The following is a 25,545-nucleotide window of genomic DNA, read 5'->3' as shown; positions in this document are numbered from 1 at the left end:
AGTATTCCCACCATGCTGGACAGGGCCATGCAGACGCTCTACCGTTTTGCACTGGAACCGCTGGCAGAAATGAGTGCTGACCCTTGCTCCTTTGGGTTCCGCCCGGGGCGCTGTCCCCAAGACGCCATTGAACAATGCTTCAATGACCTTGCGAAAAAGGTGTCGCCCAAATGGGTGCTGGAGGGAGATATAAAGGGGTGCTTTGACCACATCAGCCATCGGTGGATATTGGAACACATCCCCATAGACAAGAAGATACTCCGCAAGTGGCTGAAATGCGGGTACATTGAAACGAAAAAGCTGTTCCCGACCGATGAGGGTGCGCCGCAAGGTTCGCCTATCTCGCCGGTAATCTGCAACATGGTGCTGGACGGATTACAGCCGCTCTTGAAAAAGCATTTCCATCAAACCACCCGTAAGGGTAAGCAATACTCCCCAATGGTCAACTTTGTACGCTTCGCCGATGATTTCATCATCACCGGTGAAAACCGACAGTTACTACAGGAACAGGTACTGCCCATGGTGCGGGAATTTATGGCGGAAAGAGGTTTGCAGCTTTCGGAGGGAAAAACGGTCATTACCCATATTGACGACGGCTTTGATTTTCTTGGCTGCAACATCCGCAAATACAAGGGCAAGCTGCTGATTAAACCGTCCAAGAAAAATCTCAAAGGGATTCTGGATAAAATCCGGAAAACCGTGAAGAAGAATCCCACCATCAAGCAGGAATGGCTGATTCGCAAGCTGAATCCCATGATTCGCGGCTGGGTCAATTACCAGCGGTTCAATGTGTCTGCTGTGGCGTTTGAATATGTAGATTATCAAGTGTTCAAATGTCTGTGGGCTTGGTGCAGGCGCAGGCATCCAAAGAAAAGCAAAACGTGGATAGCCACAAAATATTTCCACCGTATTGGCAACCGAAGCTGGACGTTTTCTGTTCCAACAAAGCAGAAAATGAACAATGGGGAAACCCTGTTTATACGGCTGGTTTACGCTGCCGATACGGATATTATCCGCTTTACAAAAATCCGCAACTGTTCCAATCCATTCGACGCGGACGACCGGGAATATTTTGAAAAACGCAACACCGAGAAAATGCGCAATAGTCTGAAGGGCAGAAAGATATTGGCGAAACTCTTCCGCCAGCAGAATGGTTTGTGTCCTGTTTGCGGAAAGAAAATCACCGTGGACACCGGATTCCAGGTCTATGATGATAAAGGAAATCGCCAGAATCACAAGCAAATGCTTCATCCGGAATGCTATAGAAAGGTTCGTAAAAATGATGTTTCCTTTGAGCCGGTTCCCGAAGGGGAGCTTTGAAAGGCTTGAGCCGTATGAGGGGAAACTCTCATGTACGGTTCTTAGGGGAGGCTCCGGCAGTAATGCCGGGGTCTTACCCGACCAGATCATTGACCAGCTGGTGGAGGTCTATACCCCGTGGATAGATGCTGCTATCTCCAACTACAATACGGATTTTTATTACCCGCCCCGGGGCTACCTTTGGGTGTGCTATGAGGAAGGTCAAATCTGTGCCTGAGGTTTCAAGATAATACGCGACAAATATTTCCTGTGAGCCGCCGCCCACAGGGAATAAAATCCACTTGAATCAGTATGGTTTGCTTCGCCGAATCGCTGGTAATGCACAACCTCCCGCTCCCGCAGAAACTTGATAGGCCCAGCCACATCCGGGTCGTCCGCGAAACGTAGGATGTTGTCATAGCTCAGCCGGGCTTTCTGCTCTGCCGACAGGTCCTCGTTCAGATCCGCGATTGGATCGCCGGTCACCGCAAAGGTAGCCGCGCTAAAGGGCGTGCCCGAGGCCGCCTGGGGATAGACTCCGGTGGTATGGTCCACAAAATAATCGTCAAATCCCGCTGCTTGAATTTGCTCCGTGGTCAGATTCCGGGTCAACTGGTATACAATGGTGCCTACCATCTCCAGATGGGCCAGTTCTTCAGTTCCTATATCTGTCAATATAGCGCTCAGTTCCGGATAAGGCATAGCATATCGCTGGCTTAAATACCGCAACGATGCGCCGATCTCCCCGTGGGGCCCGCCATACTGGGTTATAATCATCTTCGCCAGCTTTGGGTTGGGGTTCGTGATGCGCACCGGGTACTGTAGGCGCTTTTCATACACAAACATCAGTCATTCGCCTCCGTTTCCCAGGGCCAGGGACCGTTAATCCACGCCCAGCGGCTGGTATTTTTGCTGCTCTCGTCCAGGGGGCCGTACTTTTCCTCAAACTCTTTTACAAGGCTTTCCAGTCTCTGGCGGTATTCCTCCAGCCGCCGGGCTGCCTCACAGTTGTTGGGATGGGTGTCCAAAAAAAGGTGCAGCTCCCAGCAGGCAAAGCGCATGGCGTTAATGCGCCGCCGCATGCTCATTTCCTGACTTTCGCTCACCTGGGCTCCCTCCTTCCGCCGTAAAAGGGTTTATCCAGCACCGGGAACAGCGTCCCCGCATCCAGCGCCCGCTCGGCGCTGTGCAGGTTGCTGCTCCACTGCTGGAACGGCACATAGGCCATGGCCGGAACCGGGTTCGCCGGCAGCGGAGTGGGGTCTTCGCCGCAGGGCATAGCGCCGGGCACAAAATTTTCTGCCAATTTGATTACCCCTTTCTTTCTGTTTTGGGGAAGATTGTCCCCTGTTAACCAGAATATGCCATCCACTGTTTTTGGTTCCCTCTGCCCCAGTCCGGGAATATTCCCCACTGAAAGACAGGAAAGGACGAAGCTGCTTAAAGTCCAGCTTCGTCCTTATCATTACATAACATACCCAAACTATATTTAGATTGGCTAGGCCTTGTTTGAAAATAGAGAAAGTGCCGGATTTTTGCCCTGGCGGGCGCGGTTTGACAAAGAAAACCGCAAGGAACACTTTCGTATTACGAGGATTTTCCACACACAAATCCGCCCGGACAGGGCAAAATGACAGTGTTTGCGATTTTTCAAACAAGCCCTAGAGTCTGTTTGAAAACTGGAGAAATGCTGGATTTTTGGCCAGAAATGAGGGATTTCAAGGAAAAACCACAAGAACGGCTGCCGTCTTTCGAGGATTTTTGACACCGAAAGCTCCTTTTCTTCTCAAAACAGACAGTATTTCGGAGTTTTAAAACAGACTCTAGAGCTTGTTCATATCGTTGAAGCCATATTTTCCAGAGAATTTTTGAGCTGGCTTCCAGTGAAAAGACATCAAACCCTTCATGGACTTTGGGTTCTGTCAGATCTTATCCACGCAAAACCTACTGAAATTCCTGGAAAAGATGGGATGTAATGACTTGTGTGAACAGGCCCAAATACCGGCTTACTCCGCGTAAGGCGGCCATCCCATCTTCTTTCCGCCCAGCATGTGGAAATGCAGATGCCGCACACTCTGCATTCCGTCCTGGCCGCAGTTATTTACTACGCGGAAGCCATTTTCCAGGCCCAGCTCCCGGCTTAGCTTTGCAGCCACCTCGAAGATATGGGCCACTACCCCGCTGTTTTCCGGGGTAATCTCCGCCGCACTGGCAATGTGTTCTTTGGGGATAATCAGCACGTGTACAGGGGCCTGAGGCTCCAGGTCCTTAAAGGCCAGTACGGTATCATCCTCGTACACCTTGGCGGAGGGTATCTCCCCTGACACTATCTTACAAAATACGCAGTCTGACATGGTTTCACACTCCTTTTTATCATATAATTATTTTCTAATCCGGCACTTCTTCGGCTGCCATACTTTCCCCCAGCCGCTTATCCAACAGAGCCAGAACGCTGTTTTGCACCTGTTCCGCTGTCCGGCCCGTGGTATCAATCCGCACACCAGGCAACTTGGCAAAACGCTCCAACGAGCGGATACTAAGTTTCAAGTTCTCCTCTGTACGCCATGGACAGAGTTCATCCCCCTGCCAGCGGACCCTAAGCGCCTGCTCCGCGCAAAGTAAAGTAAACCATACAGGTTCTAAGCCCGCAGCCTGGGCCCCTCTGTCCAGGGCCCGGCATACCTCCAACCGGTCCATCAGCCAAGACACCACAACATCCCGGCACTGAGAACAATGTTTATATCCTACCAGCATATGCAGGATATTGTCCACCGCCATGGTCCTGGCCTCGCTGTTTCCTATAAAGGGCTCTAGGTCCAAGCACCAATCCCCGTCAATAAAAGCACATTGGGGCAGCGACCGCTGTATTAGCCGGCCTACCGTGGTCTTTCCCACGCCCATGGGTCCGTTCAAAAAGATAACTCTCTTTGTCATTACCGCATCTGCTGCCGTACCAGTTCCGGCACAGCCGCCAGGGCCTCGTCCAGCTTGGTCTGGTCCTTGGCTCCCGCCATAGCAAAGTCTGGCTTGCCGCCGCCATTGCCCCCTGTAATCTGCGCCACAGCCTTTACCAGCAGCCCGGCCTTCAGGCCCTTATCCTGGGCAGGCCTGTTGCAGGCCGCCGCCAGGGTAGCCTTTCCCCCCGACACCCCGGCGAACACCGCGGCCACCGGCTGGGCGCTCTCTTTGGCCTTGTCGCACAGGGCCCGCAGGGCGTCGCTGCCTGTGCCGGAGAGCAGGGCAAACACCACCTTCACTCCCTCCACGTCCTGGGCGTCCCTAAAGACCCCCTCCAGGTTCATGGCAGCTACTTTTGCGTTTAGGCTCTCAATCTGCCGGTCCTTCTCTTTCAGCTCGGCCATCACCTGCTTGGCCCGGGCGGGCAGCTCCAGGGGATTCATCACCTTCATGGCTTGGGCGGTCTCTTGCAAAGCCCCCAGGTGCAGGCCCAGCTGCTCCAGCACCCCGGCCCCGGTGACGCCCTCGATGCGCCGCACGCCCGAGGCTACCGAGGATTCGGACACAATCTTAAACAGCCCCAGCTGGGCGGTGTTCTGCATATGGGTGCCGCCGCACAGCTCTCGAGAGAAACCGTCGGTGACAAAGACCACCCGTACCACGTCGCCATATTTTTCGCCAAACAGCGCCATGGCCCCCAGTTTCTTGGCCTCGTCAATAGGCATTTCCTTCACCTCTACCGGCACGGCCCGAAGAATTTCCTGGTTCACGGCCTGCTCCACCCGCACCAACTCCTCAGGAGTCACGGCGGAAAAGTGGGTAAAGTCAAAGCGCACGTGCTTCTCGTTCACCAGCTGGCCGGCCTGCTCCACGTGGCTGCCCAGCACCTTGCGCAGGGCGGCTTGCAGCAGGTGGGCGGCGGTATGGTTGCGCATAATGGCCCGGCGGCGGACAGGGTCCACCTTGGCCAAAAGGGTGTCCCCCACATTTACCGTGCCCTCCCCTACCACAGCCCGGTGCAGGAACACGCCCTCGTGCCGGGTGGTGTCGATCACGTCTACCACAAATCCTTCACTTTCCAGTACGCCGCTGTCGCCTACCTGGCCGCCGCTTTCCCCATAGAAGGGGGTGTGGTCCAGCACGATGGAGACCTCCGCGCCTTCGCCGGCGCTTTCCACCCGCTGGCCGTTTTCCACAACGGCCAGTACCTTGGCTTGGGCAGACAACTCCTCATAGCCCAAAAATTCCGTGGCGGGCAGCCCGGCCACCGCCGCGCCCTCGCCCTTCCAGGCGTCGGCTCCCGCGTTCTTTCGGGCGCTGCGGGCCCGCTCCTTCTGCTGGCGCATCAGCTCCATAAACCGAGCCTCGTCTACCTCCATGCCCCGCTCGGCCAATATTTCCCGGGTCAGATCCAGAGGAAAGCCAAAGGTGTCGTTTAGGGTAAAGGCGCTTTCGCCGGAGAAGATCTTTGCCTCCGCTTTGTCAATGAACTCTGTAAGCATGGCCATGCCCTGGTCAATGGTGCGGCCAAAGCTCTCCTCTTCATGGGCCACAACCTTGCGGATGGTCTCCCGGCGCTCTTTCAGCTCAGGATAGGCCGCGCCGTTCTCTTCAATCACGGTGTCCACAATGTCCACCAAAAAAGCGTCCCGCACCCCCAGCAGCCGGCCGTGGCGGGCGGCCCGGCGCAGCAGCCGGCGCAGCACATAGCCCCTCCCCTCGTTAGAGGGCAGCACCCCGTCGCCAATCATAAATACCGTACTGCGGATATGGTCGGTGATCACCCGCAGGGAGATGTCGGTTTTTTGGTCCGCGCCGTAGGCCACGCCGGAGATCTCGCTGATTTTCTTCATGATGTTCTGCACGGTGTCCACCAGGAACAGGTTGTCCACCCCCTGCATCACACAGGCCAGGCGCTCCAGGCCCATGCCGGTGTCGATATTCTCCCGGCCCAGGGGCGTGTAGTTGCCCTGGCCGTCATTGTTGAACTGGGTGAACACCAAGTTCCATATTTCCACATAGCGGTCACAGTCGCAGCCCACGTCGCAGCCAGGCTTACCGCAGCTGTGCTCGGGGCCCCGGTCAAAATAAATCTCCGAGCAGGGACCACAGGGGCCGCTGCCGTGCTCCCAGAAATTGTCCTCCTTGCCCATGCGTCGCATATGGCTCTCGGGCACGCCCACCTCCTGGGTCCAAATATCCCAGGCCGCGTCATCCTCCTGGTAAACCGTAACGTATAGCTTATCGGCGGGCATTTTCAGCACTTGGGTAAAAAACTCCCAGGCCCACGGAATAGCCTCTTTTTTAAAGTAGTCGTTAAAGCTAAAGTTGCCCAGCATCTCAAAAAAAGTGCCGTGGCGGTCGTCAATGCCCACGCTGTCAATGTCCGGGGTGCGGATACATTTTTGGCAGGTGGTCACCCGGACGCGGGGGGGCGTTGACTCGCCGGTAAAGTACTTCTTCATAGGGGCCATGCCCGAGTTGATTAGTAAAAGACTGTTGTCCCCCTGGGGCACCAGCGAAAAACTGGGCAGGCGCAGGTGGCTCTTCGACTGGAAAAATTTCAAAAACTCCTCACGGAGCTGGTTCAAACCGGTCCATTGCATGGTAAACGCTCTCCTTTTTTAAGTAATATAGGTTTGTTTTTTATCGGACAGATTGCGGGCCTTGCCGCTCCTCCAGCCAATCCACATCTAATGGATAGGCCTGGTCTATCAAAATATACTCCAGCCCCCGCTTCCGGCACTGGCGCAGGTTCTCCTCATTCTCTCTCAGAAACGCCTCATCCAGCGTAAAGTCCCAGGCTCTGGCCTCCACCACGTCCGCGTACCGGGCAATCTCCGCCCCGTGCTCCCCCACATACCGCCGGGTCATCACCAGGCAGCGGTAGCGGATCTCCCGCAGATAACAGGGCTCGAAGCCCTCCCGCCAGTCAAAGGGGATGTAGCAGCCCTCCACCACCAGGTTCTGCTGGTTCTCAATGGCGGTTTTCACCATCTCCCGGATGATGGGCCACAGGTAGGCGGTCAGCTGGGGGCCGTCCTCGGGGGTCAGGGTGGTCTGGCCGCTGCGGATGAGCCCCATCTTCAAATGGTCGATGGACAGGTACGGCCAGCCAAAGCGCTCCAGGATGCGTTGGGCCAGGGCGGTCTTGCCAGTGTGGCTGGCCCCGGCAATAAGCACCACCACAGCCTAGCCCTCCTTCTTAAAGTACTCTATCCCCATAATCAGCAGCCCCAGCAGCAACAGCCCACAGCCTATGGCCAGCGGGGGCATCATGCCGCTTTGGATGACCGCCGTTACATAGCGGCCTTGGGCGGTGGGCCATTCTGACACATTCTCTATATAGGCCGCGCCCACCAGCAGCGCCGCCAGGCCCCAGATGGTGCCTAACAGGGACAAAACGCCTCCGATGACCGTACGTTTTAATCCTTTCATGATGCTCTCCTCCTCGTTTTTATATAGTCCAGCAAGGCCTCCGCCAGGCTATATACCAACAGAATTTTCATCAGCCACCAAGCCGTGCCCAGCAGGGCACAGACCACGGTTTTCAAAAACCCCCTCACCTTCTCCCTCCTTTCATCACACAAAAAGGCCTGCCTGTCCCAAATCTTGGGACGGGCAAGCCCGCGGTACCACCCAAATTGCCATAGAAATTCTCTTGGCCTGCTTTAGCCCGGTTAACGCCCGGGAAAACGCCGCCGTTCTTCGCAGCGGATGCGCCGCCCCGCCTGGGGCCCAGGAGCGGCCCGCTTTTCTCCGTCATACGGCTTGCACCCACCGCCGTCTCTCTATTGTGGCGTCAAAAAGCTTTTCTCCGCGCAGGTCCATATTTCTTTTGCCATAGTATACCCCTTTTTGCTGGGTTTGTCAACATTTTCGGGACTAAAGTTAAAAGAGGCGCGGAGAACAGCAAAAAGGGGTGCCCTCTCTCCTGCCAGTAAATCCGGCCAGGCCCCGCTTTGGGCCGCGTAGTCTCTCCTTGTGGAAATCCACACCGAACTATCTCTGGCCTCAGGGTAGAAATCTGGCAAAAAACAGTTGCTATTGCAACTAAAAGGATGTATAATGGGCCTATCACATAGTTCATACGGAACCCCCGGCGCCAGCCAAAAAGTGCCGGACCCTGCAAGGAGTGCTGTCTGTGAAAACGATCTTTGCCTACCTAAAGCCCTACATACCCCGGATGAGCCTGGGTCTATTTATAAAATTTACCGGCAGCGTGGTGGAGCTTCTGCTGCCCTGGATCCTATCCCATATGATCGACCAGGTAGCCCCTAAAAAGGATATGGGCCTCATTGCCCTGTGGGGTCTGGCCATGGTGGCCACCTCTGTGGTGGCGTGGCTGGCCAACATCCTGGCCAACCGCATGGCCGCCTGGGTGGCCCAGCACACCACCCAGTCCATTCGCCACGACCTGTTCGAAAAAATTTCAGAACTCTCCTGCGGCCAGGTGGACGCCTACTCCATTCCCTCCTTAGAGTCCCGGCTGACCACCGACACATACAATATCCACCAAATGCTGGGCATGATGCAGCGTATTGGCGTGCGGGCCCCCATTCTGCTGGTGGGCGGGGTGCTCATTACCCTTACCCTGGACCCTGTGCTCACTTTGGTGCTGGTGTGTACTTTGCCCTTGATTACCTTACTGGTGTTTACCGTCTCCCGCAAGGGGGTGCCCATGTATGGCGCCTTGCAAAAAAGCGTGGACAACATGGTACGCACTGTGCGGGAGGCGATCTCCGGCATTCGGGTGATCAAAGCCCTGTCCAAAGTAGACTACGAAAAAGAGCGCTTTGCCGGGGTGAACGCCCAGGTAGTAGAAAAAGAGACCCGGGCCGGCATGACCATGGCCATCACCAATCCCATGATGAACCTGCTTTTAAATCTTGGCCTAACCGCGGTAGTGGTTGTGGGGGCCTTCCGGGTCAACGCCGGACTCACCCAGCCCGGGAAGATTATCGCATTCCTTACTTATTTCACCATTATCCTTAACGCTATGATGGCCCTTACCCGCATCTTTGTCACCTTTTCCCGGGCCTCCGCTTCCGGTCAGCGTATTGCGGAGGTCTTAGCCACGCCCCAGGACCTGGCACTGGTTTCAGCCCCAGCGGCGGACTCTCCGCACCATGTGGAATTCCAAGGGGTGACCTTTTCTTATGGCAAAAAAGAGCCGGACGTAGAGGAAATCAACTTCCGGCTGGGCCGGGGAGAGACCTTGGGCATCATTGGGGCCACCGGTTCAGGAAAGTCTACCATTATCCACCTGCTCATGCGCCTGTATGACCCAGACAGCGGCCACATTTCCATTGACGGCCGGCCTGTGCGGTCTATCCCCAGCCAAGAACTGCATACCAAATTTGGGGTGGTGTTCCAGGGGGACGTGCTGTTTGCGGACAGTATTTATAATAATATTGATTTCGGCCGGGGGCTCCCCCGAGACGCAGTGGAAAAGGCCGCCCGCTGCGCCCAAGCCATGGAGTTCATTTCTCAACTGCCAAAAGGGCTGGACCATATGCTTACCGCCAAGGGTACCAACCTTTCCGGCGGACAAAAGCAGCGAGTGTTGGTGGCCAGGGCTCTGGCAGGCTCGCCGGAGATATTGATTCTGGACGACTCCTCCTCGGCCCTGGACTACAAAACCGACGCGGCCCTGCGCCAGGCCCTGCGGGAGGAATACCAAGGGGTGACCACCGTGATCATTGCCCAGCGGGTTAGCTCTATTCTGCACGCGGAGCACATCCTGGTGATGGAAGAGGGCAGGGTGCTGGGCAGCGGCTCCCACCAGGAGCTGCTGGACTGCTGCTCTGTTTACCGGGAGATTGCGGCCTCACAGATGGGGCTAGGGGGAGAAGGCTGTCTCTAAACAGAACCCTGTTGCGGCTGTGGCCAAGGGCGGCGGGCCGTTATTACGGCGTTGCCGAAAAGCGCCGCTGTCCGGCAGCACAGTGCCTCTTCTTCCCTATCGCCTTTGTAAGATGTTTTAGACCGATGCTCCTTAATTTGCTTTTTCCCGCCGCTTTTTTAGTGATATAGGCCGCCTCTGGGTGGCACCGTCCTTATGACCGTGTAATGAATTGCGCCACACACTTTCATTCCCCCCAAATCCAACAAAAAGGAGCCTCTTTACCATGCCTCCTCGTTTTATGCCCCGCGGCCCCATCGAAAAACCCAAAGACCGCAAAAAGGTCCTGCTGCGTCTGGGGGGCTACATTCTAGCCCACCGGTGGATGGCCCTTTTCGCCATATTGCTTACTGTGGGCGGCAACCTACTGGCCCTATTCGGCCCTTGGCTCTCCGGCCGGGCCATTGACGCCATCGGCCTCTCCCCCGGCGGGGTGGACTTCCCCCAGGTATTCTTCTACTGCGGGCTGATGACCCTGTTCTACGCTGCCTCCGCCGGGCTCTCTTACGCCCTCTCAGTGGTGATGCTGAAGTTAAGCCAGAAAATCGTACTGCAAATGCGCCAGCAGGTATTCGACCGGCTGACCCAGCTGCCCGTCAGCTACTTTGACCAGCGCCAGACCGGCGACATTGTCAGTCACATCTCCTACGACATCGACACAGTAAACGCGTCTCTCTCCAATGATCTGCTGCAAATTGCGGCCAGCGCTATTACCGTGTTGGGCTCTCTCATTATGATGGTGGCCATTTCCCCTTTGCTGGTGCTTGTGTTCGTGGTCACCATCCCCCTTTCGGTCTTTTTCACCCGCTATATGACCCGCAAGGTGCGGCCTCTGTTCCACAAGCGTTCTGTTACGCTTGGGCAGCTGAATGGCTTTGTAGAGGAGGTCATCAGCGGCCAAAAGACCACAAAGGCCTACCACCAAGAACAGACCATGGTGGAGCGCTTTGACCAGAAAAACAAAGAGGCCGTGGACGCCTACTACAACGCCGACTACTACGGCGCCATGATCGGTCCCTCGGTGAACTTTATCAACAACCTGTCCCTGGCCTTTATCAGCGTCTTTGGGGCCGTGCTGTTCCTTTTAGGACGCATCTCCATTGGCAGCCTGTCCTCCTTTGTGCTGTATTCCCGGCGGTTCTCTGGGCCCATCAACGAGATGGCCAACATTGTTAGCGAACTGCAATCGGCCTGCGCCGCTGCCGAGCGGGTCTTTACCCTAATGGATCAGGAGCCCGAACCCGCCGATGCCCCCGGGGCTATGGAAGCCACAGAAGTACAGGGGGATGTGCGGCTGGAGGGCGTGCGCTTTGGCTATAGCCCAGACAAGATCATTATCCGCAGCCTTGGCTTACACGCCCCACCCGGGGGGCTTATAGCCATTGTGGGGCCTACCGGCGCGGGCAAGACCACTTTGATCAACCTGCTCATGCGCTTCTACGACCCCCAAGAGGGCCGCATCACCCTAGACGGCACGAACATCCAAACTATCACCCGCAAAAGCCTGCGGCTCTCTTACGCCATGGTCTTGCAGGACACCTGGCTGTTTACCGGCACCATCTTCGAGAACCTGGCCTATGGCAAAAAGAACGCCCGCCGGGAAGAGGTGGAAGCCGCCGCCAGGGCCGCCCGCATCCACCGGTACATAATGTCCCTGCCCAAGGGCTATGACACGGTGCTGGACGAGAACGGGGTGAACATCTCCCAGGGGCAGAAGCAGCTTTTAACCATTGCCCGGGCCATGCTTTTAGACGCCAGGATGCTGATTCTGGACGAGGCCACCTCCAACGTGGATACCCGTACCGAGCGGCAGATTCAGACCGCCATGCGCACCCTGATGAAAGACAAGACCTGTTTCGTCATTGCCCACCGGCTCTCTACCATCCAGAACGCCAATAATATCCTGGTGGTTCGGGATGGCGACATCATAGAGCAGGGGTCCCACCAGACCCTAATGGCTCAAAAGGGCTTCTATGCCGAGCTGTATAACTCTCAGTTCTCTTAAGACAAATACCGCACCATTCTAAGATTTTTCGTCCGATGTGTGTGCGCCGCCAGTCAGCTATATATGGTTTTGCGATTCTGGCAAGCGAAGGCTGTGTGCAATAGTTAAGCAAGGCGGCGCTTAAAAGGCGCTGGCCGTGAATTGCGCGGCGCTGCCTTAAGCCTTCAAGAGGCGCCGCCCCAGGCCCCTGCCGCTTTTGAAAAAATGGACGGAGCCCTTTTTTCCAATTTTTCGGATATTGGGCAACCGGCCCCTACCCTAAAGAAAAAGACCGGGTGAGGGCGGCGGGAAGCGGGGGGCCTCCATTCCATCTAAAAAATCAAGTGTAGCGGCGGAAGCCGCCTCTCTATGACGCGGCTCCCGCCGGCACAGTTTTTTGCTCCTAAAACGCTATAGCTCCGGGATTAATTTTTTATAATATGGCCACAGTCCCACCTGGTCTGGGGTATGTTCTGGCTGCTGCCAAAAGTCGTAGCCCGGGTAGTCGTTTCCCTCCACGATCACCGGGCCATTGGGCGTGATGCACACATCCCAGCCTATGTAGCGCATTCTGGGCTCTACCAACGCGGCCTTTAGGCATAAGTCCACCGCTTCTTTTACAAAGGGGATCTGGTATCCCACCAAGGGGATGCCAGTGTCTGGGTGGTGGTCCAGCACCCGGAGATCCGAGGTATGCCCTGGACCGCAGATGGTCCCGGCCTTTTGGTCAATGGGACAAAATAGCCCGCCGCTTTCCAGGTTGTCCACACGGCGCCCGCCGCAGCCTGTTTTGATTACAGCGTACACACAGTTGGGCTTCCAGCTGCCGGGGCCCCCGGTCAACAGGGTAACAATGCGCAGGGTGTTAATGCTCTGGGGGTGCAGCCGGGCTAAATCCTGGTGCTGGGCCAGGGGCTCTTCCACCACGCCCATCCCATGGGCTTTCAGGTAATCCAGCAGGATTTCCGGCGAGGTAAAATTCCTTAGCTCCACTGCCTCAATCCCCTTGCCGCTCTCTCCCACGTCGGGCTTAGCAAAAAGCTGGGTATTTCCCTGCATCAGCCGGGCCAAATCTTGAGCAGACGCGTTCTCCACCACCAGAAAGTCCCGGCCCAGATACTCCCGGAACCGGGGATAAAAACTGGCTTTGTGGTCAAAGTCATAGGCGGCTTGGGAATCGTTCACCAGGGTGACCAGGCGCTTGTTCCGCAGACGGGTCACGTAGGTTTTCCGATGCCAGGCGTCCATGTTGTAGAATTTGAACATTACATAGTCGTGATATCCCGCACCGTACCGGGTCAGACACCAGAGCATGTCTGCCAGCAGCACGGGGCGGCTTTTTCCGCAATGGGCCCGGGCCAGGTCTATGGAATTCATCAGGGCCTTGGGCCGCGCCCCGGTGATAATGTGAAACAAATAGCGTCCCCAAGCAAAACAATTGAAATCCGGCATTCTATATAATCTCCTTTTTAGTAAAAAGCATATCACTGCTTTCTATAAATACCCTCTACTTATTAGAAGCGCAAAAAGGAGAAAAGTAAACACAAAAATCAAATCATTAAGAATTTTGTAAGATTTAGAGTCATATTCAGGTTTTTTGTATCCTTTAAACCCGCATTCCGTCCCAGGCCACCACAGCCCGTACCGGGGCATGCCGGTCTAAATAGTCCTGATATTCTTCATGAGAAAACGCCTGTACCTGGTTGATATGGGTAATGTACACCTGGGTGCTCCTGCTTACCGCGCCGCAGTTTTCCAGGGCGGCCAGCTGGCGGCAGAGCCGGCGGGCGTCCATATGGCCGGAATCCTCTCCCTGCTCCAGGGATCCAAAGGTCCCCTCCATAATCACAAGGTCTAGGGCCGCGCCGCGCTCTTTTGCATACCGCGCCAAAAAGCCCAGGTTTTCCGGACCATACAGGCCCGTATCGCAGGCGTAAAGCCATGTCCCCCGCTGCCAGTCTATTAAATAATTCTGAGCCGTTTCGCCATGGCCATAGGCCTGGTGGCATGTGGCCAAAGGCGTCACTTTTTTGCCGCCTATTTCATAGGTTTTGTAGGGATCCACCGGATAAAGGGCAATCTTCCCCTGTTCCTTCAGCATTGCCAAAATATTGCCAAAAGTTCCGGAAATATGGGCGGTCTCTGTTACAAGCCGGTCCGCCCAGGCCAGGCCTGCTGAGGAAATGTAAAAATGGATAGGCGCTTTCATATCGGTCATGGTAAGGATCGAAAACGTGGCCGCGGAAAAATGGTCCTCGTGGCTGTGGGTGACCAGCACCTGCCGCACCCGGTCCAAAGGGGCATGGTAGTGCTGAGACCCGGCGGGCACATCGGGGCCAAAGTCTATTAGCGTCTCCGGGTCCAGAAGGAAAGCGGACCTAAGGCGGAGCTCATTCCCCAGAATTCCCGGGGCCTTCTGGACAGCCCGGGCTCGGGCGCAAACCTTACAGCCACAAAAGGGGTTAGGATATAGTTCGGCGGCTCCTGTACCTAAGAAAACGGATTCCCCCATAAGAATCACTCCTGTTTATATTTTTCTCATCATACCAGACTGCCCTCCTTTTTGCAAGGGTAAAAATGCCCGTTCCTGTTCTATCACCAGCCTTTTGTGGCATAAGTTTTATAGAAATTCCTTACGGTGGAAATGGGGAGCCCGGGACCTGGGCCCGCTGGCTCTTCCGCTTTTCGCTCTGCACAAAACGCGGCTCTCCTGGGCCCCTCAAAGGAGGCGGAGAAATGTTTTGGACCATTAAGGTGAAGAGAAAAATCCTGGCGGCCGCCCTGGCTCTGGTGGTGGCCGCCGCCCTGTGCCCAGCCTTAGGCCGGGTGTGGGCTGCTGGGACCACACAAGACTTTATCAAGTGGGTAGATTTTGACGTGCCCGCCTCTTTGCTGCGCCAGACCCTACAGCTGGACACAGAAAGCTATGGATGCGACAGCCCACACACTAGCTGGGTAGACCTTCTGGCATACCTAGCGGCCAAGTACGGCGGGGACTTTTCTCTTTTCAAGCAAAAGGATCTGGACCAGCTGCTGGAGCGTGTTTCTCAGGGGGAAAGCCTGGAGGAGATTGCCCTGGGAATGCCCAACTTTGACTACTACCAAGAAGCTTATGGCGCGGTGCTGGGGGGCTTTGTGGGCGAGTTCCAGCTGGAAGGAGAGCAGGGCTGGGAGACCTGCTATGGCCTAAAAGCCTACTCGCCCATTGCAGAGACCTTCCCCTATCATGACTACAATGACTTCGGCGTCAGCCGGGAATATGGCTACCACCGCCGCCACCTGGGCCACGATATGATGGCCCAGGTGGGCACGCCAGTGGTGGCGGTGGAATCTGGGGTAGTGGAGGCCATGGGATGGAACCAGTACGGCGGCTGGCGGGTTGGCATCCGCAGCTTCGACGGTTTACGGTACCACTACTATGCCCACTTGCGCAAGGACCGCCCCTTTGCCCAGGGGCTGGCCGTGGGTAAAACTGTAATGGCTGGAGACGTGATCGGCTATGTGGGGCGCACCGGCTACAGCGCCACTGAAAATGTGAATGGCATTGAGCAGAGCCACCTGCATTATGGCCTACAGCTGATTTTTGATGAGAGCCAAAAGGAGGGCAACGGCGAGATCTGGGTGGACGTATACCAGATCTGTCAGCTGCTACGCGGCCATCAGAGTACGGTGCAGCGCAACGATGAGACCAAAGAATGGACCCGGGTCCACGGCTTCCAGGAAACAGCGCCGGAAACATCCTCCCCCTCAAAAACCAAGAAACTCCCATAAACTGGTTGCAATCTTCCGGGCAGCACGGTACAATAGACTTACAGTAAGCGCCTCTGGCACACCTGCCGGACCAAAAGAGAACTCTTCTTTTGGTCCGCGTTGCCTATACTGGCGCTCAACGAAAAACAGAGAGGATGTTACCCCCTATGAAGTCTTTTATGGACAGGGATTTTTTACTCAGTACCCCTGCGGCCCAGGAGCTCTACCAAAGCTATGCGGAAACCATGCCCATTGTGGATTACCATTGCCATATCGACCCAAAGGAGATCGCCCAGGACCGGCGGTTTGAGAATATCTCCCAGGTTTGGCTGGGAGGCGACCATTATAAATGGCGGCAAATGCGCTGGGCCGGAGTGGAGGAGGAATTTATCACTGGCAATGCCCCAGACCGGGAGAAGTTTCAGAAATGGGCCGAGACCATGGACAAAGCCGTAGGTAATCCCTTGTTCCACTGGAGCCATCTGGAGCTGCGGAGGTTTTTCGGCTACGAGGGCGTTTTAACTGCCAAAAGCGCTGGAGAGGTCTGGGACTTTTGTAATGCCAAGCTGCAAGAGCCGGATATGAGCGCCCGAAACCTAATCCTCCGCTCCAACGTAAAGCTGCTGTGTACCACCGACGACCCCGCAGACGACCTGTGCTGGCATAAACAGCTGTCCCAGGACCAGGGCTTCCCGGTGCAGGTACTGCCTGCCTGGCGGCCGGACAAGGCCATGAACCTGGAAAAACCGGATTATCTGGACTACCTGCGGCGGCTGGGCGACGCGGCGGATATTGAAATTAACAGCTTTTCCACCCTGAAAGCGGCGCTGAAAAAACGCATGTCTTTCTTCGCCTCCATGGGCTGCCGCCTGTCCGACCACGGCCTGGAGAGCGGGGTATTCGCTCCCTGCGACGAAGCGGCTGTGGAGGCGGTATTCGCCCGCCGCCTTGGGGGGGAAGCCATCGGAAAAACCGAACAGGAACAGTTTAAGACAGCGTTTCTGCTGTTTGCCGCCAGCGAGTACGCCCGGTTGGGCTGGGCTATGCAGCTGCACTATGGCTGCCACCGGGACAGCAATGCCGCTATGTTCCAAAAAATCGGCCCAGACACTGGCTTTGACTGCATCCACGACCAGACCGCCACCATGAAGTTGGCCGCCCTGCTGGACCAGCTCAACAGTCAAGGGCATCTGCCTAAAACCGTCCTCTACAGTCTAAATCCTGCCGACGACCCGGTTCTGGACGCCATGATTGGCTGTTTCCAAAGCGCCGGGGCCGGGTGCATGGGGAAGGTGCAGCATGGCTCGGCCTGGTGGTTTAATGACCACCGGGCGGGCATGACCCGGCAGCTGACCTCCCTAGCCAATCTGGGCCTTCTGGGCAGCTTTATCGGTATGCTGACAGATTCCCGCAGCTTTTTGTCCTACCCCCGACACGAATACTTCCGGCGTATTCTCTGCCAGCTGCTGGGCGGCTGGGTGGAAAACGGCGAGTGCCCCTGGGACCCAGAATGGCTGGGCCAGCTGGTGAAGGATATTTCTTATAATAACGCGGTGCAATATTTTGGCTTCGAACTGGAAACCATATAGCAGGCTTTCCCAGTGGCGGAGCGTAAAGATTTCGTTGTCTCATCTACTGGTTCGGGCGCTGCCTCCCAGTGAAAAAGAGTCTCGCTCTCATTGAGCATAATGGGTTGCTTGTCCAGCTTAGGGCCGAAAGCGGAGAGGCCCCTTATAAGGAGTGTCCTGGTCCGGCCGCTGCGGAAGATGAAACCATCCGCTGTGGCCAACACTTGACGGTCTCCGCTGGAGATCACCGCGCAATACCCCTCCAAGAAGAATCAGGCGGCAGAAATCTCTCTGCCGCCTGATTTTTTATTTTCCGAAGCTCAACATCTTCGTGTCCCCCTGGTGGGACTTCCAAACGGAAACAATCTCCAACGCGTCGTCCAACACCACCAGGTCCGCTCGTTTGCCTGGCTCAATGCTGCCAATCTCCTCCGCCATCCCAATGGCCTGGGCTGGGGACAGAGTAGCCGCCCGTACCGCCTGGGAGAAGGGCACGCCGTAGCTCACCAAGTTTTTGATCTCCTGGTGCAGGTTGGTCACCGAACCAGCAATGGTACCGTTTTCCAGGGTGGCTAAGCCCCCCCGCACAGTGACCATCTGGCCGCCCAGCTCAAAGGCCGAACCCTCTTCCATACCGTTGGCTCGCATCGAGTCGCTGACCACTACAGCCCGGTGGCCCAGCGCCTGAAACGCGGTCCGCAGCACCGCCGGATGGATGTGGTGCCCATCACAGATCAGCTCACCCCGCACCCGGGAATCTTCGAACACAGCCCCCACCACCCCGGGCTTCCGGTGATGCAAACCGTTCATCGCATTAAACAAGTGGGTGGCATGGGTCACACCCCAGTCAAAAGCCGCTTTGGCTCCATCATAGTCTGCCACGGTGTGGGCAATAGAGACCGTGCACAGCTCTTTTGCCTTCTTTACGAATTCCTCTCCTCCAGGCTGCTCGGGGGCCACGTCTACCAGCCGCACAATGCCCCCGTACTGATGGAACATTTCCTGGAACATAGCAAAGTCCGGGGCCGCAATGTCCTCTTCCCGCTGTGCGCCCTTGCGCTCTTTGGAGATAAATGGCCCTTCCATGTTCACACCCACCACCCGGGCTCCATCCTCTAATGGCGCGTCAAAACATTCTTTGGCCGCTGCCAGGGCATTTTCTATCCCCGGCCGGGCAATGGTCATGGTGGTGGGACAAAAGGAGGTCACCCCGTGGGCCAGCAGAAACCGGGCCATATTGTCAATCGCCTCCCGGCCTCCGTCACAAGTGTCCGTACCGGCGCAGCCGTGAATGTGTACGTCCACAAAACCCGGGACAATGGTATACCCCTGGCAATCCACGGCCGTATCTTGGTCCCTGCGGGGAAGATGCTCCCCCACCGCAATAATTTTCCCTCCCTCGATCTCTATATCACCCTGGACCAGACGAAAGTCCCGATCAAGGTAGTTTGCGTTGATGATGAACATAATTTTTACATCCTTTCATAAGATAGCGGAACAAATGCCTTCTTCTCCAAAATGGCCCCATTTTCTGTTTCAACATGGTCCTTATAGAGGGGCAATATCCGCCAAACCGCTCTTCATTACTTTTGCCGATAGGCCCCCTCGTCTGGAGAGCACACCTCTGGCTGTTCGCTGTATCGGTGAGTGGCCGCCAAAAGGCACCGGGTTTTCACCGCACAAAACAGTTTCTCCCTTTCTGCCTCTCTTCGCCAAGATAGCGCGTTCTTCCATTTTTTACGTTTTAGCGCCGCAATGAACGCAAGGCCCGGCTGCCCGCAGCAAGAGTTCTTCCGTCTCACTTAGTAATTCAGAAACCGCACTGGCCGTTGTCGTCCCCTTGGCCTCTGTCTGGAGAAGGGCTGTCTCCTGTATCCCTGTCCGTTTCTCGCCTCTTTTACAGCAGCAGAATGGTATTCAGAATCACCAGCAGCGTAACCCCCGGCACCCCCAGCACCCCTGCCGCCGCCAGGCTCAGCCGGTTCACCGCAATGGCTACCCCTGTATATCCGCTGGTCACATTCACCAGCGCCAAGGCCAAAAAACCCAGCAGCGCAGAAGTAACAAAGCTTTTCATAGGCCAGTCCCCCATAAAGTTTTGTTTAACTCTATGCTGCCTTGCCCCTTGGTTATTCCTCTTGGGGCATAAAATCAATACGCCCGGTGGCCACGTCTGCCCCGGCCACGATGATACCGATCTCCTGACCCATCATCAGCACCCGGCCGCTGCGCAGGTCCCGGTGCATAATCTCCCCGTCAAATTCAAAGTCGCAGCCCTCAAAGTCGCTTAGGCTCACAAAGCCCTCGGCGTTATTGAAAAGCTTCACGAAAATCCCCTTTGGAGTCACACCATTAATGACCCCCACATGCTTTTCACCCAGGTGGGCCCGCATATACTCAGCGGTGTAGCAGTCCTCCGCGTCCCGCTCACCGGTAACGGCCCGCACCTCGTTCTGAGAGGAAGCCTCCGCCGACTCCCGGGCAAATTCGCCATACTTTTTCTTCAGCTCCCCTGGGTCTGCCCCAGCCACCAAGTCGCTGAGGATTCGATGAATCGAAGTATCCGGATAGCGCCGGATAGGAGAGGTAAAGTGGCTGTATTCCCCTAAATCCAGGCCAAAATGGCCCAGCTCCCGGTGGTCGTACCGGGCCTTGTCCATGGTGCGCAGAATACGGGAATTCACCACCTGCTCCTTGCTGCCGCCCTTTACCCGGTCCAGCACAGCCGCGAAATCTTTTGTGCCAGGGGTGCCCCGCTTCAGCTCCTTGCAGGGCACAGAGAGCCTGTCCAGCAGGTCGCACAGCTCCACCACCCGGTCGGGGTTGGGCTTTTCATGGACCCGGTAAAGGAAGGGCACCTGGGCGTCCAGGGAAGCCTTGGCCGCGGCAATATTGGCCGCAATCATCAGCTGCTCAATCAGCTCCTCCGCCGGACCCTGGGTGCGGGGCAGCAGGTCAATACACACCCCATTCTCGTCCAGCACAAACTTCGTCTCGTCACTGGAGAGATTCATCTGCCCCCTGGCCTTGGCGTTCCGGTCCAGAATATCCGCCAGTTCCTTGGCGGTGTCCAGGCTGTCCCGCACCGGGGCGTATTTATCCAGAATATCCTGTCCGGCGCTTCCATCCAGAATCTGGTTCACTTCGCGGTACACACCCCGAACTTTGGAGTTGATCACCGTCTTTTCAAAACGATAAGCAGTCATATGGCCCTCCTGGTCAAAATCCATCAGGGCCGAGAAGGTCAGCTTTTCAGTACCGGCATTTAGCGAGCACACCCCGTTGGAGAGGGCTTCTGGCAGCATGGGGATAACCCGGTCCGCAAAGTAAACAGAGGTGCCCCGCAAAAAGGCCTCCTGGTCAATGGGCGTACCCGCCTTTACATAGTGAGACACGTCCGCAATGTGCACCCCCAGCGTATAGCCATCTACAGTTTTGTGGGCGGATACCGCGTCATCCAGGTCCTTTGCGTCCGCGCTGTCAATGGTAAAGACCGGCTCGTCCCGCAGGTCCAGGCGGCTGTCAATGTCTGCCTGGGTGACCGTCATTTTGCTGATCTCCTCTGCCTGGGCCAGCACCTCCGCTGAAAACTTGGTGGGAATACCACAGCGCTCGATAATAGCGTCCGCGCATACCCGGGCCCGGTCGCCGGTGCCGAACACCAGCTGTACCGCTGCCTGGCTCCAGTCCCCCCGGCCGTCCTGACGGGGCTCCAGAAGTACCTTGTCCCCGTCTTGGGCCCCGTTTAGGTTGGCGGCGGGCACCACCATGTCATAGCGAATAGGCCCGTCCGGAGTAACCCGAGCCCCGGCCTCGTCCACATGTACCGTGCCGGTTATCTTATTCTCCGCCCGCTTCACCACCCGCCTTACCCGGCCGCTGGGTCCACGGTCTCGCTTTTGCAGGTCACAAAGCAGCACCGTATCTCCCAAAAACGCGCCGTTCAGGTCCCGGCCTGGAACGAAAATATCCTCGCCAGTCTTGGGCCTGGCAAAGCCGAAACGCTCGGAAATCGATACCAGCGTGGCCTCCACTTCCCGGGCAGGGGGAGCCAGCCGGGCCCAGTGGTCCTTGTCCACTTTCACCTCGCCCTTTTCCTCCAGGCTGTGCAAAGCCTGGTAAAAGGCGTCCTTATTGCTGACGCCGGACTCTCTTTGCAGAGACTTGGAGGGCACGCCGTCTCCGCCGCAGCGCTTCAACGCGGCCACAATAAGCTTTTCTTCCATGGTTGTGGCAGCGCTGGGCAGCTGATAGCTCTCCACGCTGGAGGGGCCGCTCACTCTCGAATGGCCCGACGGCCGACCGCTGAACTTACGGCTGGAAGATTGATTTTTTTTCATAATATGATTCTCCTTTTTACTGTAACTAAAGCATTGGCGGTTGGAACCAGGCTGTGTATACAGAGCCCGGCTTTTTGTTGTCACCCGGTTTCCACTGAATCAAAATCCATCCGTCCGGCATTTGCAGCGCACCGGCTTCCAGGACATGCTTGATCTAATCCAAATTGTCCTTTTATCCTGTAATGATGTTTAGGGTCTCCTGGTCCGGCTGCCACAGGTCCGGTGCCATAATAACCTTGCGCCCCGCCCGGTGTCAAACATCAACCCGTCCATATCCAGATAACATTTACAGCCCCCTCACCAGCTCCTTGAAGTGCCTGCCTCTGGCCTCAAAGCCCGGGTACATATCAAAGGATGCGGACGCCGGGGACAGGGACACCACGTCCCCGGGCTTTGCCGCGCCCCGGGCCAGGGCCACCGCCTCTTCCATATTCTTGGCGTGCAGAATCTCCGGTGCGCCCTCCTGGTAATCCTGGGTTTTCCTCACCGCCGCCTCAATCTTCGGCCCCGTGTCCCCCATCAGCACCAGGGTCTTGACCTTCTGGCAGACGGCGGGCCCCATGGGCTCGTAGGGAATGTGCTTATCGTAGCCCCCGCAGATCAGCACAATTTTATTCTGATAAAAGCTCAGGGTGCCCGAAAGGGTCCGGCTGGGCGAGCTGGCGATGGAATCATTATAATACTTTACTCCGTCCAGCTCCCGTACAAACTCCATGCGGTGCTCCACCCCGGCGAATTCCCCGGCTACCCGGCGCATGTTTTCCGGGTCCACATCTCCCCAGGCGGCGGCAATGGCGGCCATGTAGTTTTCCACGTTGTGCCAGCCTGGCAGCCGGATCTCACTTACGCCCATCAGCTTTTCGCCATTGACATAGATGGCCTCCCCGTCGCACCAAACGCCCCGGTCCGGGCGCTGCTTACGGCTAAAAAACCAGCGGTCGCCCCGCGCCTCTGGGGCAAAACCAGCGGTAATCTCATTGTCTAGGTTCAGCACTGTCCGGCTGAAAGCCCCCTGGTGCAGGAAGATATTCTTTTTCGCGTCAATATATTCTTCCATATCCTTGTGCACATCCAGGTGGTTGGGGGCCAGGTTGGTAACCACCGCCACCTGGGGGCCGTAGCGCATAGAGATCAGCTGAAAGCTGGAGAGCTCTGCCACCACACAGTCTCCAGGGGCTATGCAGCCGATCTCGGGCAGCAGGGGGTTCCCGATGTTCCCCCCAAGGTGCACGGTTTTGCCCTGGGCCTTTAAAAACTCGGCTAAAATGGTGGTGGTAGTAGTTTTTCCGTCACTTCCGGTAACCGTATAGGTCTTGCAGGGGCATAGGTCAAAGAACACCTCCAGCTCGCTGGTAACCACCCGGCCCTTTTGGCGGGCAGCATCCAGCTCTGGCAAATGGAAGAGCATTCCTGGTGTGCGGAAGATCACATCCTCTTCCTCCACGCCCTGTAGGTAACTAGGCCCCAGCCGCAGGGCCACCCCCAGGTCCCGAAGCCTCTGCCCATTTTCTCCCAGCTCCTCCAGGGAGCGGCGGTCCCGAGCCGAGACTGCCGCTCCGCAGCTGATAAACATACTAATTAGCGGCATGTGGCTGCGGCCAACGCCGCAAAAGGTGACCTTTTTGCCTCTCATTTCATGAAAAAATCGCTCTTTGTCCATATCCTGCCTCCTGAGTAGACCAAATCAGTCCTATGAAATATACGTCGCGGAGCGTGGTGGGGATTGGGGCGAGAAAGCCTTCGCGGCGGGCTGGTGGGGCCTCTGGCCGTTAGCGGCATCTGGCGGGCCGCTGTTCCGACTTTGCCGGAAAACGCCGCTTTAGGCAGCGCTCACCTGGTGCTTCCGCTTTTTCTGGTGGGACGGGGGCGCTTTGGGGGACCCACCTTTTCTTGGGTTCGCGCCCTCTTTAAAGGGCAGGGCTTCTCGCCCTAGAGGTCCCCTTGACCCTTACTCCCTTTGCTTACTTTTCTCCGTAGGCGCTGTACAGGTGGTAGTACACCCCGCCTTTTTCCATCAGCTCCTGATGGGTGCCCTTTTCCTCGATCCCCTTCTCTGTCAGCACCAAAATCACCGTGGCGTTCTGAATGGTGGAAAGCCGGTGGGCAATGGTAAAGGTCGTGCGCCCCTTAGAGAGCTTTTCCAAGGACTCTTGCACGATCTTCTCGCTCTCGTTATCCAGGGCGCTGGTGGCCTCGTCCAAAATCATAATAGGCGGGTTCTTCAAAAAGGCCCGGGCTATGCTGATGCGCTGCTTCTGCCCGCCAGAAAGCTTTACGCCCCGCTCACCTACGTAAGTATCATATCCATTTGACAGCCCTGTTATAAATTCATGGGCCCCGGCCTGGCGGGCGGCGGCCTCTACCTCTTCCCGGCTGGCTCCGGGCTTGCCGTACTCGATATTCTCAAACACCGTGCCGGAGAACAGGTACACATCCTGCTGCACAAAGCCGATCTGTTCCCGCAGGGATTGCAGCGTCACGTTTTTAATATCCTGGCCATCAATAAGAACCCGCCCTTCGGTTACGTCGTAGAACCGTGGAATCAGGTTGCACAGGGTGGTCTTTCCGCTGCCGGAAGGGCCCACCAGAGCCACGTTCTGGCCGGGCTTCACATCCAGGTTCACCTCAGAAAGCACCTGCTTGCCGTCGTCCGCATAGCTAAACCCTACGTGCTCAAAATGCACGCCGCCCTCTTTTATTTGCAGGGGCTTGGCGCCAGGCTCGTCGAAGATGTCCACGTCCGCGTCCATAATCTGGAAAAACCGCTCGATACCGGTCATGCCCTGCTGAAACTGCTCGGCAAACTGCACCAGCTGCCGCACAGAGGTAATCAGCGTACCTACATACAGCATATAGGCTACCAGGTCCGCTGGGCGTATGCCGCCCTTCATCATGAAAATAGCCCCGGCCAGCAGCACCAAAAAGTGCATGAGCCCGTCAAACATACGGTTGGTGGCCTCAAAGCCGCCCATCAGGAAATAGCGCCCCCGCTTGATGTGGAAAAACTTTTTGTTGCCAGACTCGAACTTCTCGGTCTCCACCGCCTCGTTGGCAAAGGATTTTACCACCCGCACACCCAGCAGGCTGTCTTCCACCTGGGCGTTGATCTCGCCGATTTGGGCCCGCTGCTGGCGGAACTGGCTGCGCATTTTCGAGTTGAACCAGGCGGCGGCCAGCACCATAAAGGGCACCACGGAAAAGACGATCAGGGTAAGGGGCACGTTTACCCCACAGAGGATGGCGAACGCGCCGATGATCTTAATGCCCGCCATAAAGAATTCCTCCGGGCAGTGGTGGGCGAACTCGGTGACGTCGAACAAATCGGAGGTGATGCGGGACATAATCTGCCCCACCTTCATGTTGTCGAAGTAATGGAAGCTTAGCTTTTGCAGATGGGCAAACAGGTCTGTGCGCATGTCGGTCTCCATCTTCGCGCCCATAATATGGCCGATGGAGGCCCGAAAAAAGGTGGCGCCCGCGTCCACCAGGCAGAGGAACAGGTACAGCACACCGATTTTCAACACCAGCTCCAGGGTCAGGGCAGCCAGGTCGTTAATGCCCGTATCGGTGACAAAGCGCACCAGCAGGGGCAGTACCAGCTCGCAAAGGGTGGTCAGGGCGGCGCAGAACAGGTCGAAAACCAGCACGCCCTTGTACTTACCAAAGTACGGCAAAAACCGCCGTACCAACCCCTTAGGGCGTTTGTTGTGACTTGTCTCCATAGGGCACCTCTCAAGTTCA

General features: G+C 56.5%; 22 protein-coding genes. 6 read left to right on the top strand and 16 right to left on the bottom strand.

Annotated features, from left to right (window positions below; translation table 11 throughout):
• Positions 1 to 1,320: reverse transcriptase domain-containing protein (locus U8U68_RS06465; RefSeq protein WP_322200015.1), on the top strand; the 1,320-nt coding region annotated here is incomplete at its 5' end.
• The gene (locus U8U68_RS06460) at positions 1,280 to 1,537 is read left to right on the top strand and encodes a hypothetical protein (RefSeq protein ID WP_322200014.1); all 258 of its coding nucleotides are present in this window, start codon (positions 1,280 to 1,282) and stop codon (positions 1,535 to 1,537) included. The genes U8U68_RS06465 and U8U68_RS06460, both read left to right, overlap by 41 nt.
• Here U8U68_RS06460 and U8U68_RS06455 read toward each other — a convergent pair.
• From U8U68_RS06455 to U8U68_RS06415, 9 genes are all read right to left on the bottom strand, one after another.
• Positions 1,522 to 2,145 carry a manganese catalase family protein gene (locus tag U8U68_RS06455; protein WP_322200013.1) on the bottom strand — a complete coding sequence of 208 codons (624 nt, stop codon included), beginning with the start codon at positions 2,143 to 2,145 and terminating at the stop codon, positions 1,522 to 1,524. The two genes, U8U68_RS06460 and U8U68_RS06455, sit on opposite strands and share 16 nt — an antisense overlap.
• Positions 2,145 to 2,405, bottom strand: coding sequence for a spore coat protein CotJB (locus U8U68_RS06450; protein ID WP_322200012.1), 261 nt, complete (start codon positions 2,403 to 2,405; stop codon positions 2,145 to 2,147). Before U8U68_RS06450 ends, U8U68_RS06455 begins: the two co-directional genes overlap by 1 nt.
• Entirely contained in the window at positions 2,402 to 2,605 is a 204-nt protein-coding gene (locus U8U68_RS06445; RefSeq protein WP_322200011.1) for a spore coat associated protein CotJA, read from the bottom strand. The genes U8U68_RS06450 and U8U68_RS06445 overlap by 4 nt, the downstream gene beginning before the upstream one ends.
• 700 nt (positions 2,606 to 3,305) lie before the next feature.
• Positions 3,306 to 3,653, bottom strand: coding sequence for a histidine triad nucleotide-binding protein (locus U8U68_RS06440; protein ID WP_322200010.1), 348 nt, complete (start codon positions 3,651 to 3,653; stop codon positions 3,306 to 3,308).
• A gap of 34 nt (positions 3,654 to 3,687) precedes the next feature.
• Positions 3,688 to 4,233 (bottom strand): AAA family ATPase, encoded by a 546-nt coding sequence (locus U8U68_RS06435; RefSeq protein ID WP_322200009.1) that lies wholly within the window; start codon positions 4,231 to 4,233, stop codon positions 3,688 to 3,690.
• Positions 4,233 to 6,863 (bottom strand): alanine--tRNA ligase, encoded by a 2,631-nt coding sequence (alaS, locus tag U8U68_RS06430; protein WP_322200008.1) that lies wholly within the window; start codon positions 6,861 to 6,863, stop codon positions 4,233 to 4,235. Before alaS ends, U8U68_RS06435 begins: the two co-directional genes overlap by 1 nt.
• Positions 6,864 to 6,903: 40 nt before the next feature.
• Positions 6,904 to 7,446 (bottom strand): adenylate kinase, encoded by a 543-nt coding sequence (locus tag U8U68_RS06425; RefSeq protein ID WP_322200007.1) that lies wholly within the window; start codon positions 7,444 to 7,446, stop codon positions 6,904 to 6,906.
• A 3-nt stretch (positions 7,447 to 7,449) separates the two neighbouring features.
• The gene (locus U8U68_RS06420; RefSeq protein WP_322200006.1) at positions 7,450 to 7,695 is read right to left on the bottom strand and encodes a hypothetical protein; all 246 of its coding nucleotides are present in this window, start codon (positions 7,693 to 7,695) and stop codon (positions 7,450 to 7,452) included.
• Positions 7,692 to 7,823 carry a hypothetical protein gene (locus tag U8U68_RS06415; RefSeq protein WP_322200005.1) on the bottom strand — a complete coding sequence of 44 codons (132 nt, stop codon included), beginning with the start codon at positions 7,821 to 7,823 and terminating at the stop codon, positions 7,692 to 7,694. Before U8U68_RS06415 ends, U8U68_RS06420 begins: the two co-directional genes overlap by 4 nt.
• A gap of 578 nt (positions 7,824 to 8,401) precedes the next feature.
• Between U8U68_RS06415 and U8U68_RS06410 the strand changes: the two genes are divergently transcribed.
• On the top strand, positions 8,402 to 10,123 hold the full coding sequence (locus tag U8U68_RS06410) for an ABC transporter ATP-binding protein (RefSeq protein ID WP_322200004.1): 1,722 nt from the start codon (positions 8,402 to 8,404) through the stop codon (positions 10,121 to 10,123).
• A 265-nt stretch (positions 10,124 to 10,388) separates the two neighbouring features.
• Complete coding sequence (locus U8U68_RS06405) at positions 10,389 to 12,167, top strand: ABC transporter ATP-binding protein (protein WP_322200003.1); 1,779 nt, start codon at positions 10,389 to 10,391, stop codon at positions 12,165 to 12,167.
• Positions 12,168 to 12,557: 390 nt separating this feature from the next.
• Here the strand turns inward: U8U68_RS06405 and U8U68_RS06400 are convergent, their stop codons facing one another.
• Both U8U68_RS06400 and U8U68_RS06395 read right to left on the bottom strand, forming a co-directional pair.
• Positions 12,558 to 13,598, bottom strand: coding sequence for a sugar-transfer associated ATP-grasp domain-containing protein (locus U8U68_RS06400; protein ID WP_322200002.1), 1,041 nt, complete (start codon positions 13,596 to 13,598; stop codon positions 12,558 to 12,560).
• A gap of 154 nt (positions 13,599 to 13,752) precedes the next feature.
• Complete coding sequence (locus U8U68_RS06395; protein WP_322200001.1) at positions 13,753 to 14,658, bottom strand: MBL fold metallo-hydrolase; 906 nt, start codon at positions 14,656 to 14,658, stop codon at positions 13,753 to 13,755.
• Positions 14,659 to 14,882: 224 nt separating this feature from the next.
• Between U8U68_RS06395 and U8U68_RS06390 the strand changes: the two genes are divergently transcribed.
• Positions 14,883 to 15,917 carry a M23 family metallopeptidase gene (locus U8U68_RS06390; RefSeq protein WP_322200000.1) on the top strand — a complete coding sequence of 345 codons (1,035 nt, stop codon included), beginning with the start codon at positions 14,883 to 14,885 and terminating at the stop codon, positions 15,915 to 15,917.
• A gap of 146 nt (positions 15,918 to 16,063) precedes the next feature.
• Positions 16,064 to 17,485, top strand: a complete 1,422-nt coding sequence (gene uxaC / locus U8U68_RS06385) for a glucuronate isomerase (RefSeq protein WP_322199999.1) — start codon at positions 16,064 to 16,066, stop codon at positions 17,483 to 17,485.
• 285 nt (positions 17,486 to 17,770) lie between these two features.
• On the opposite strand, the gene nagA is transcribed toward uxaC, so the two are convergent.
• From nagA to U8U68_RS06360, 5 genes are all read right to left on the bottom strand, one after another.
• Entirely contained in the window at positions 17,771 to 18,931 is a 1,161-nt protein-coding gene (gene nagA, locus U8U68_RS06380) for an N-acetylglucosamine-6-phosphate deacetylase (RefSeq protein WP_322199998.1), read from the bottom strand.
• Positions 18,932 to 19,361: 430 nt separating this feature from the next.
• Positions 19,362 to 19,541, bottom strand: coding sequence for a pro-sigmaK processing inhibitor BofA family protein (locus U8U68_RS06375; RefSeq protein ID WP_322199997.1), 180 nt, complete (start codon positions 19,539 to 19,541; stop codon positions 19,362 to 19,364).
• Between the two features lie 52 nt (positions 19,542 to 19,593).
• Positions 19,594 to 21,804 carry a ribonuclease R gene (rnr, locus tag U8U68_RS06370; protein ID WP_322199996.1) on the bottom strand — a complete coding sequence of 737 codons (2,211 nt, stop codon included), beginning with the start codon at positions 21,802 to 21,804 and terminating at the stop codon, positions 19,594 to 19,596.
• 286 nt (positions 21,805 to 22,090) lie between these two features.
• A complete protein-coding gene (gene murD, locus U8U68_RS06365; protein ID WP_322199995.1) occupies positions 22,091 to 23,464 on the bottom strand; it encodes a UDP-N-acetylmuramoyl-L-alanine--D-glutamate ligase in 1,374 nt (457 codons plus the stop codon).
• A 301-nt stretch (positions 23,465 to 23,765) separates the two neighbouring features.
• Positions 23,766 to 25,526 (bottom strand): ABC transporter ATP-binding protein, encoded by a 1,761-nt coding sequence (locus tag U8U68_RS06360; RefSeq protein WP_322199994.1) that lies wholly within the window; start codon positions 25,524 to 25,526, stop codon positions 23,766 to 23,768.
• Positions 25,527 to 25,545 lie beyond the last annotated feature (19 nt).

Origin of the sequence: Acutalibacter intestini, assembly GCF_034334985.1 — a bacterium.
In the GTDB taxonomy this organism is placed as follows: Bacteria; Bacillota; Clostridia; order Oscillospirales; family Acutalibacteraceae; genus Acutalibacter; species Acutalibacter intestini.
This window is presented reverse-complemented; position numbering and strand designations above follow the sequence as displayed.

What these genes read in the sequence shown, in the direction of transcription:
- U8U68_RS06460 (WP_322200014.1), top strand. Translation starts at nt 1,280, where the DNA reads ATGATGTTTCCTTTGAGCCGGTTCCCGAAGGGGAGCTTTGAAAGGCTT.
- U8U68_RS06455 (WP_322200013.1), bottom strand. Translation starts at nt 2,145, where the DNA reads ATGTTTGTGTATGAAAAGCGCCTACAGTACCCGGTGCGCATCACGAAC.
- U8U68_RS06440 (WP_322200010.1), bottom strand. Translation starts at nt 3,653, where the DNA reads ATGTCAGACTGCGTATTTTGTAAGATAGTGTCAGGGGAGATACCCTCC.
- U8U68_RS06435 (WP_322200009.1), bottom strand. Translation starts at nt 4,233, where the DNA reads ATGACAAAGAGAGTTATCTTTTTGAACGGACCCATGGGCGTGGGAAAG.
- alaS (WP_322200008.1), bottom strand. Translation starts at nt 6,863, where the DNA reads ATGCAATGGACCGGTTTGAACCAGCTCCGTGAGGAGTTTTTGAAATTT.
- U8U68_RS06420 (WP_322200006.1), bottom strand. Translation starts at nt 7,695, where the DNA reads ATGAAAGGATTAAAACGTACGGTCATCGGAGGCGTTTTGTCCCTGTTA.
- U8U68_RS06405 (WP_322200003.1), top strand. Translation starts at nt 10,389, where the DNA reads ATGCCTCCTCGTTTTATGCCCCGCGGCCCCATCGAAAAACCCAAAGAC.
- U8U68_RS06400 (WP_322200002.1), bottom strand. Translation starts at nt 13,598, where the DNA reads ATGCCGGATTTCAATTGTTTTGCTTGGGGACGCTATTTGTTTCACATT.
- U8U68_RS06395 (WP_322200001.1), bottom strand. Translation starts at nt 14,658, where the DNA reads ATGGGGGAATCCGTTTTCTTAGGTACAGGAGCCGCCGAACTATATCCT.
- U8U68_RS06390 (WP_322200000.1), top strand. Translation starts at nt 14,883, where the DNA reads ATGTTTTGGACCATTAAGGTGAAGAGAAAAATCCTGGCGGCCGCCCTG.
- uxaC (WP_322199999.1), top strand. Translation starts at nt 16,064, where the DNA reads ATGAAGTCTTTTATGGACAGGGATTTTTTACTCAGTACCCCTGCGGCC.
- nagA (WP_322199998.1), bottom strand. Translation starts at nt 18,931, where the DNA reads ATGTTCATCATCAACGCAAACTACCTTGATCGGGACTTTCGTCTGGTC.
- U8U68_RS06375 (WP_322199997.1), bottom strand. Translation starts at nt 19,541, where the DNA reads ATGAAAAGCTTTGTTACTTCTGCGCTGCTGGGTTTTTTGGCCTTGGCG.
- rnr (WP_322199996.1), bottom strand. Translation starts at nt 21,804, where the DNA reads ATGAAAAAAAATCAATCTTCCAGCCGTAAGTTCAGCGGTCGGCCGTCG.
- murD (WP_322199995.1), bottom strand. Translation starts at nt 23,464, where the DNA reads ATGGACAAAGAGCGATTTTTTCATGAAATGAGAGGCAAAAAGGTCACC.
- U8U68_RS06360 (WP_322199994.1), bottom strand. Translation starts at nt 25,526, where the DNA reads ATGGAGACAAGTCACAACAAACGCCCTAAGGGGTTGGTACGGCGGTTT.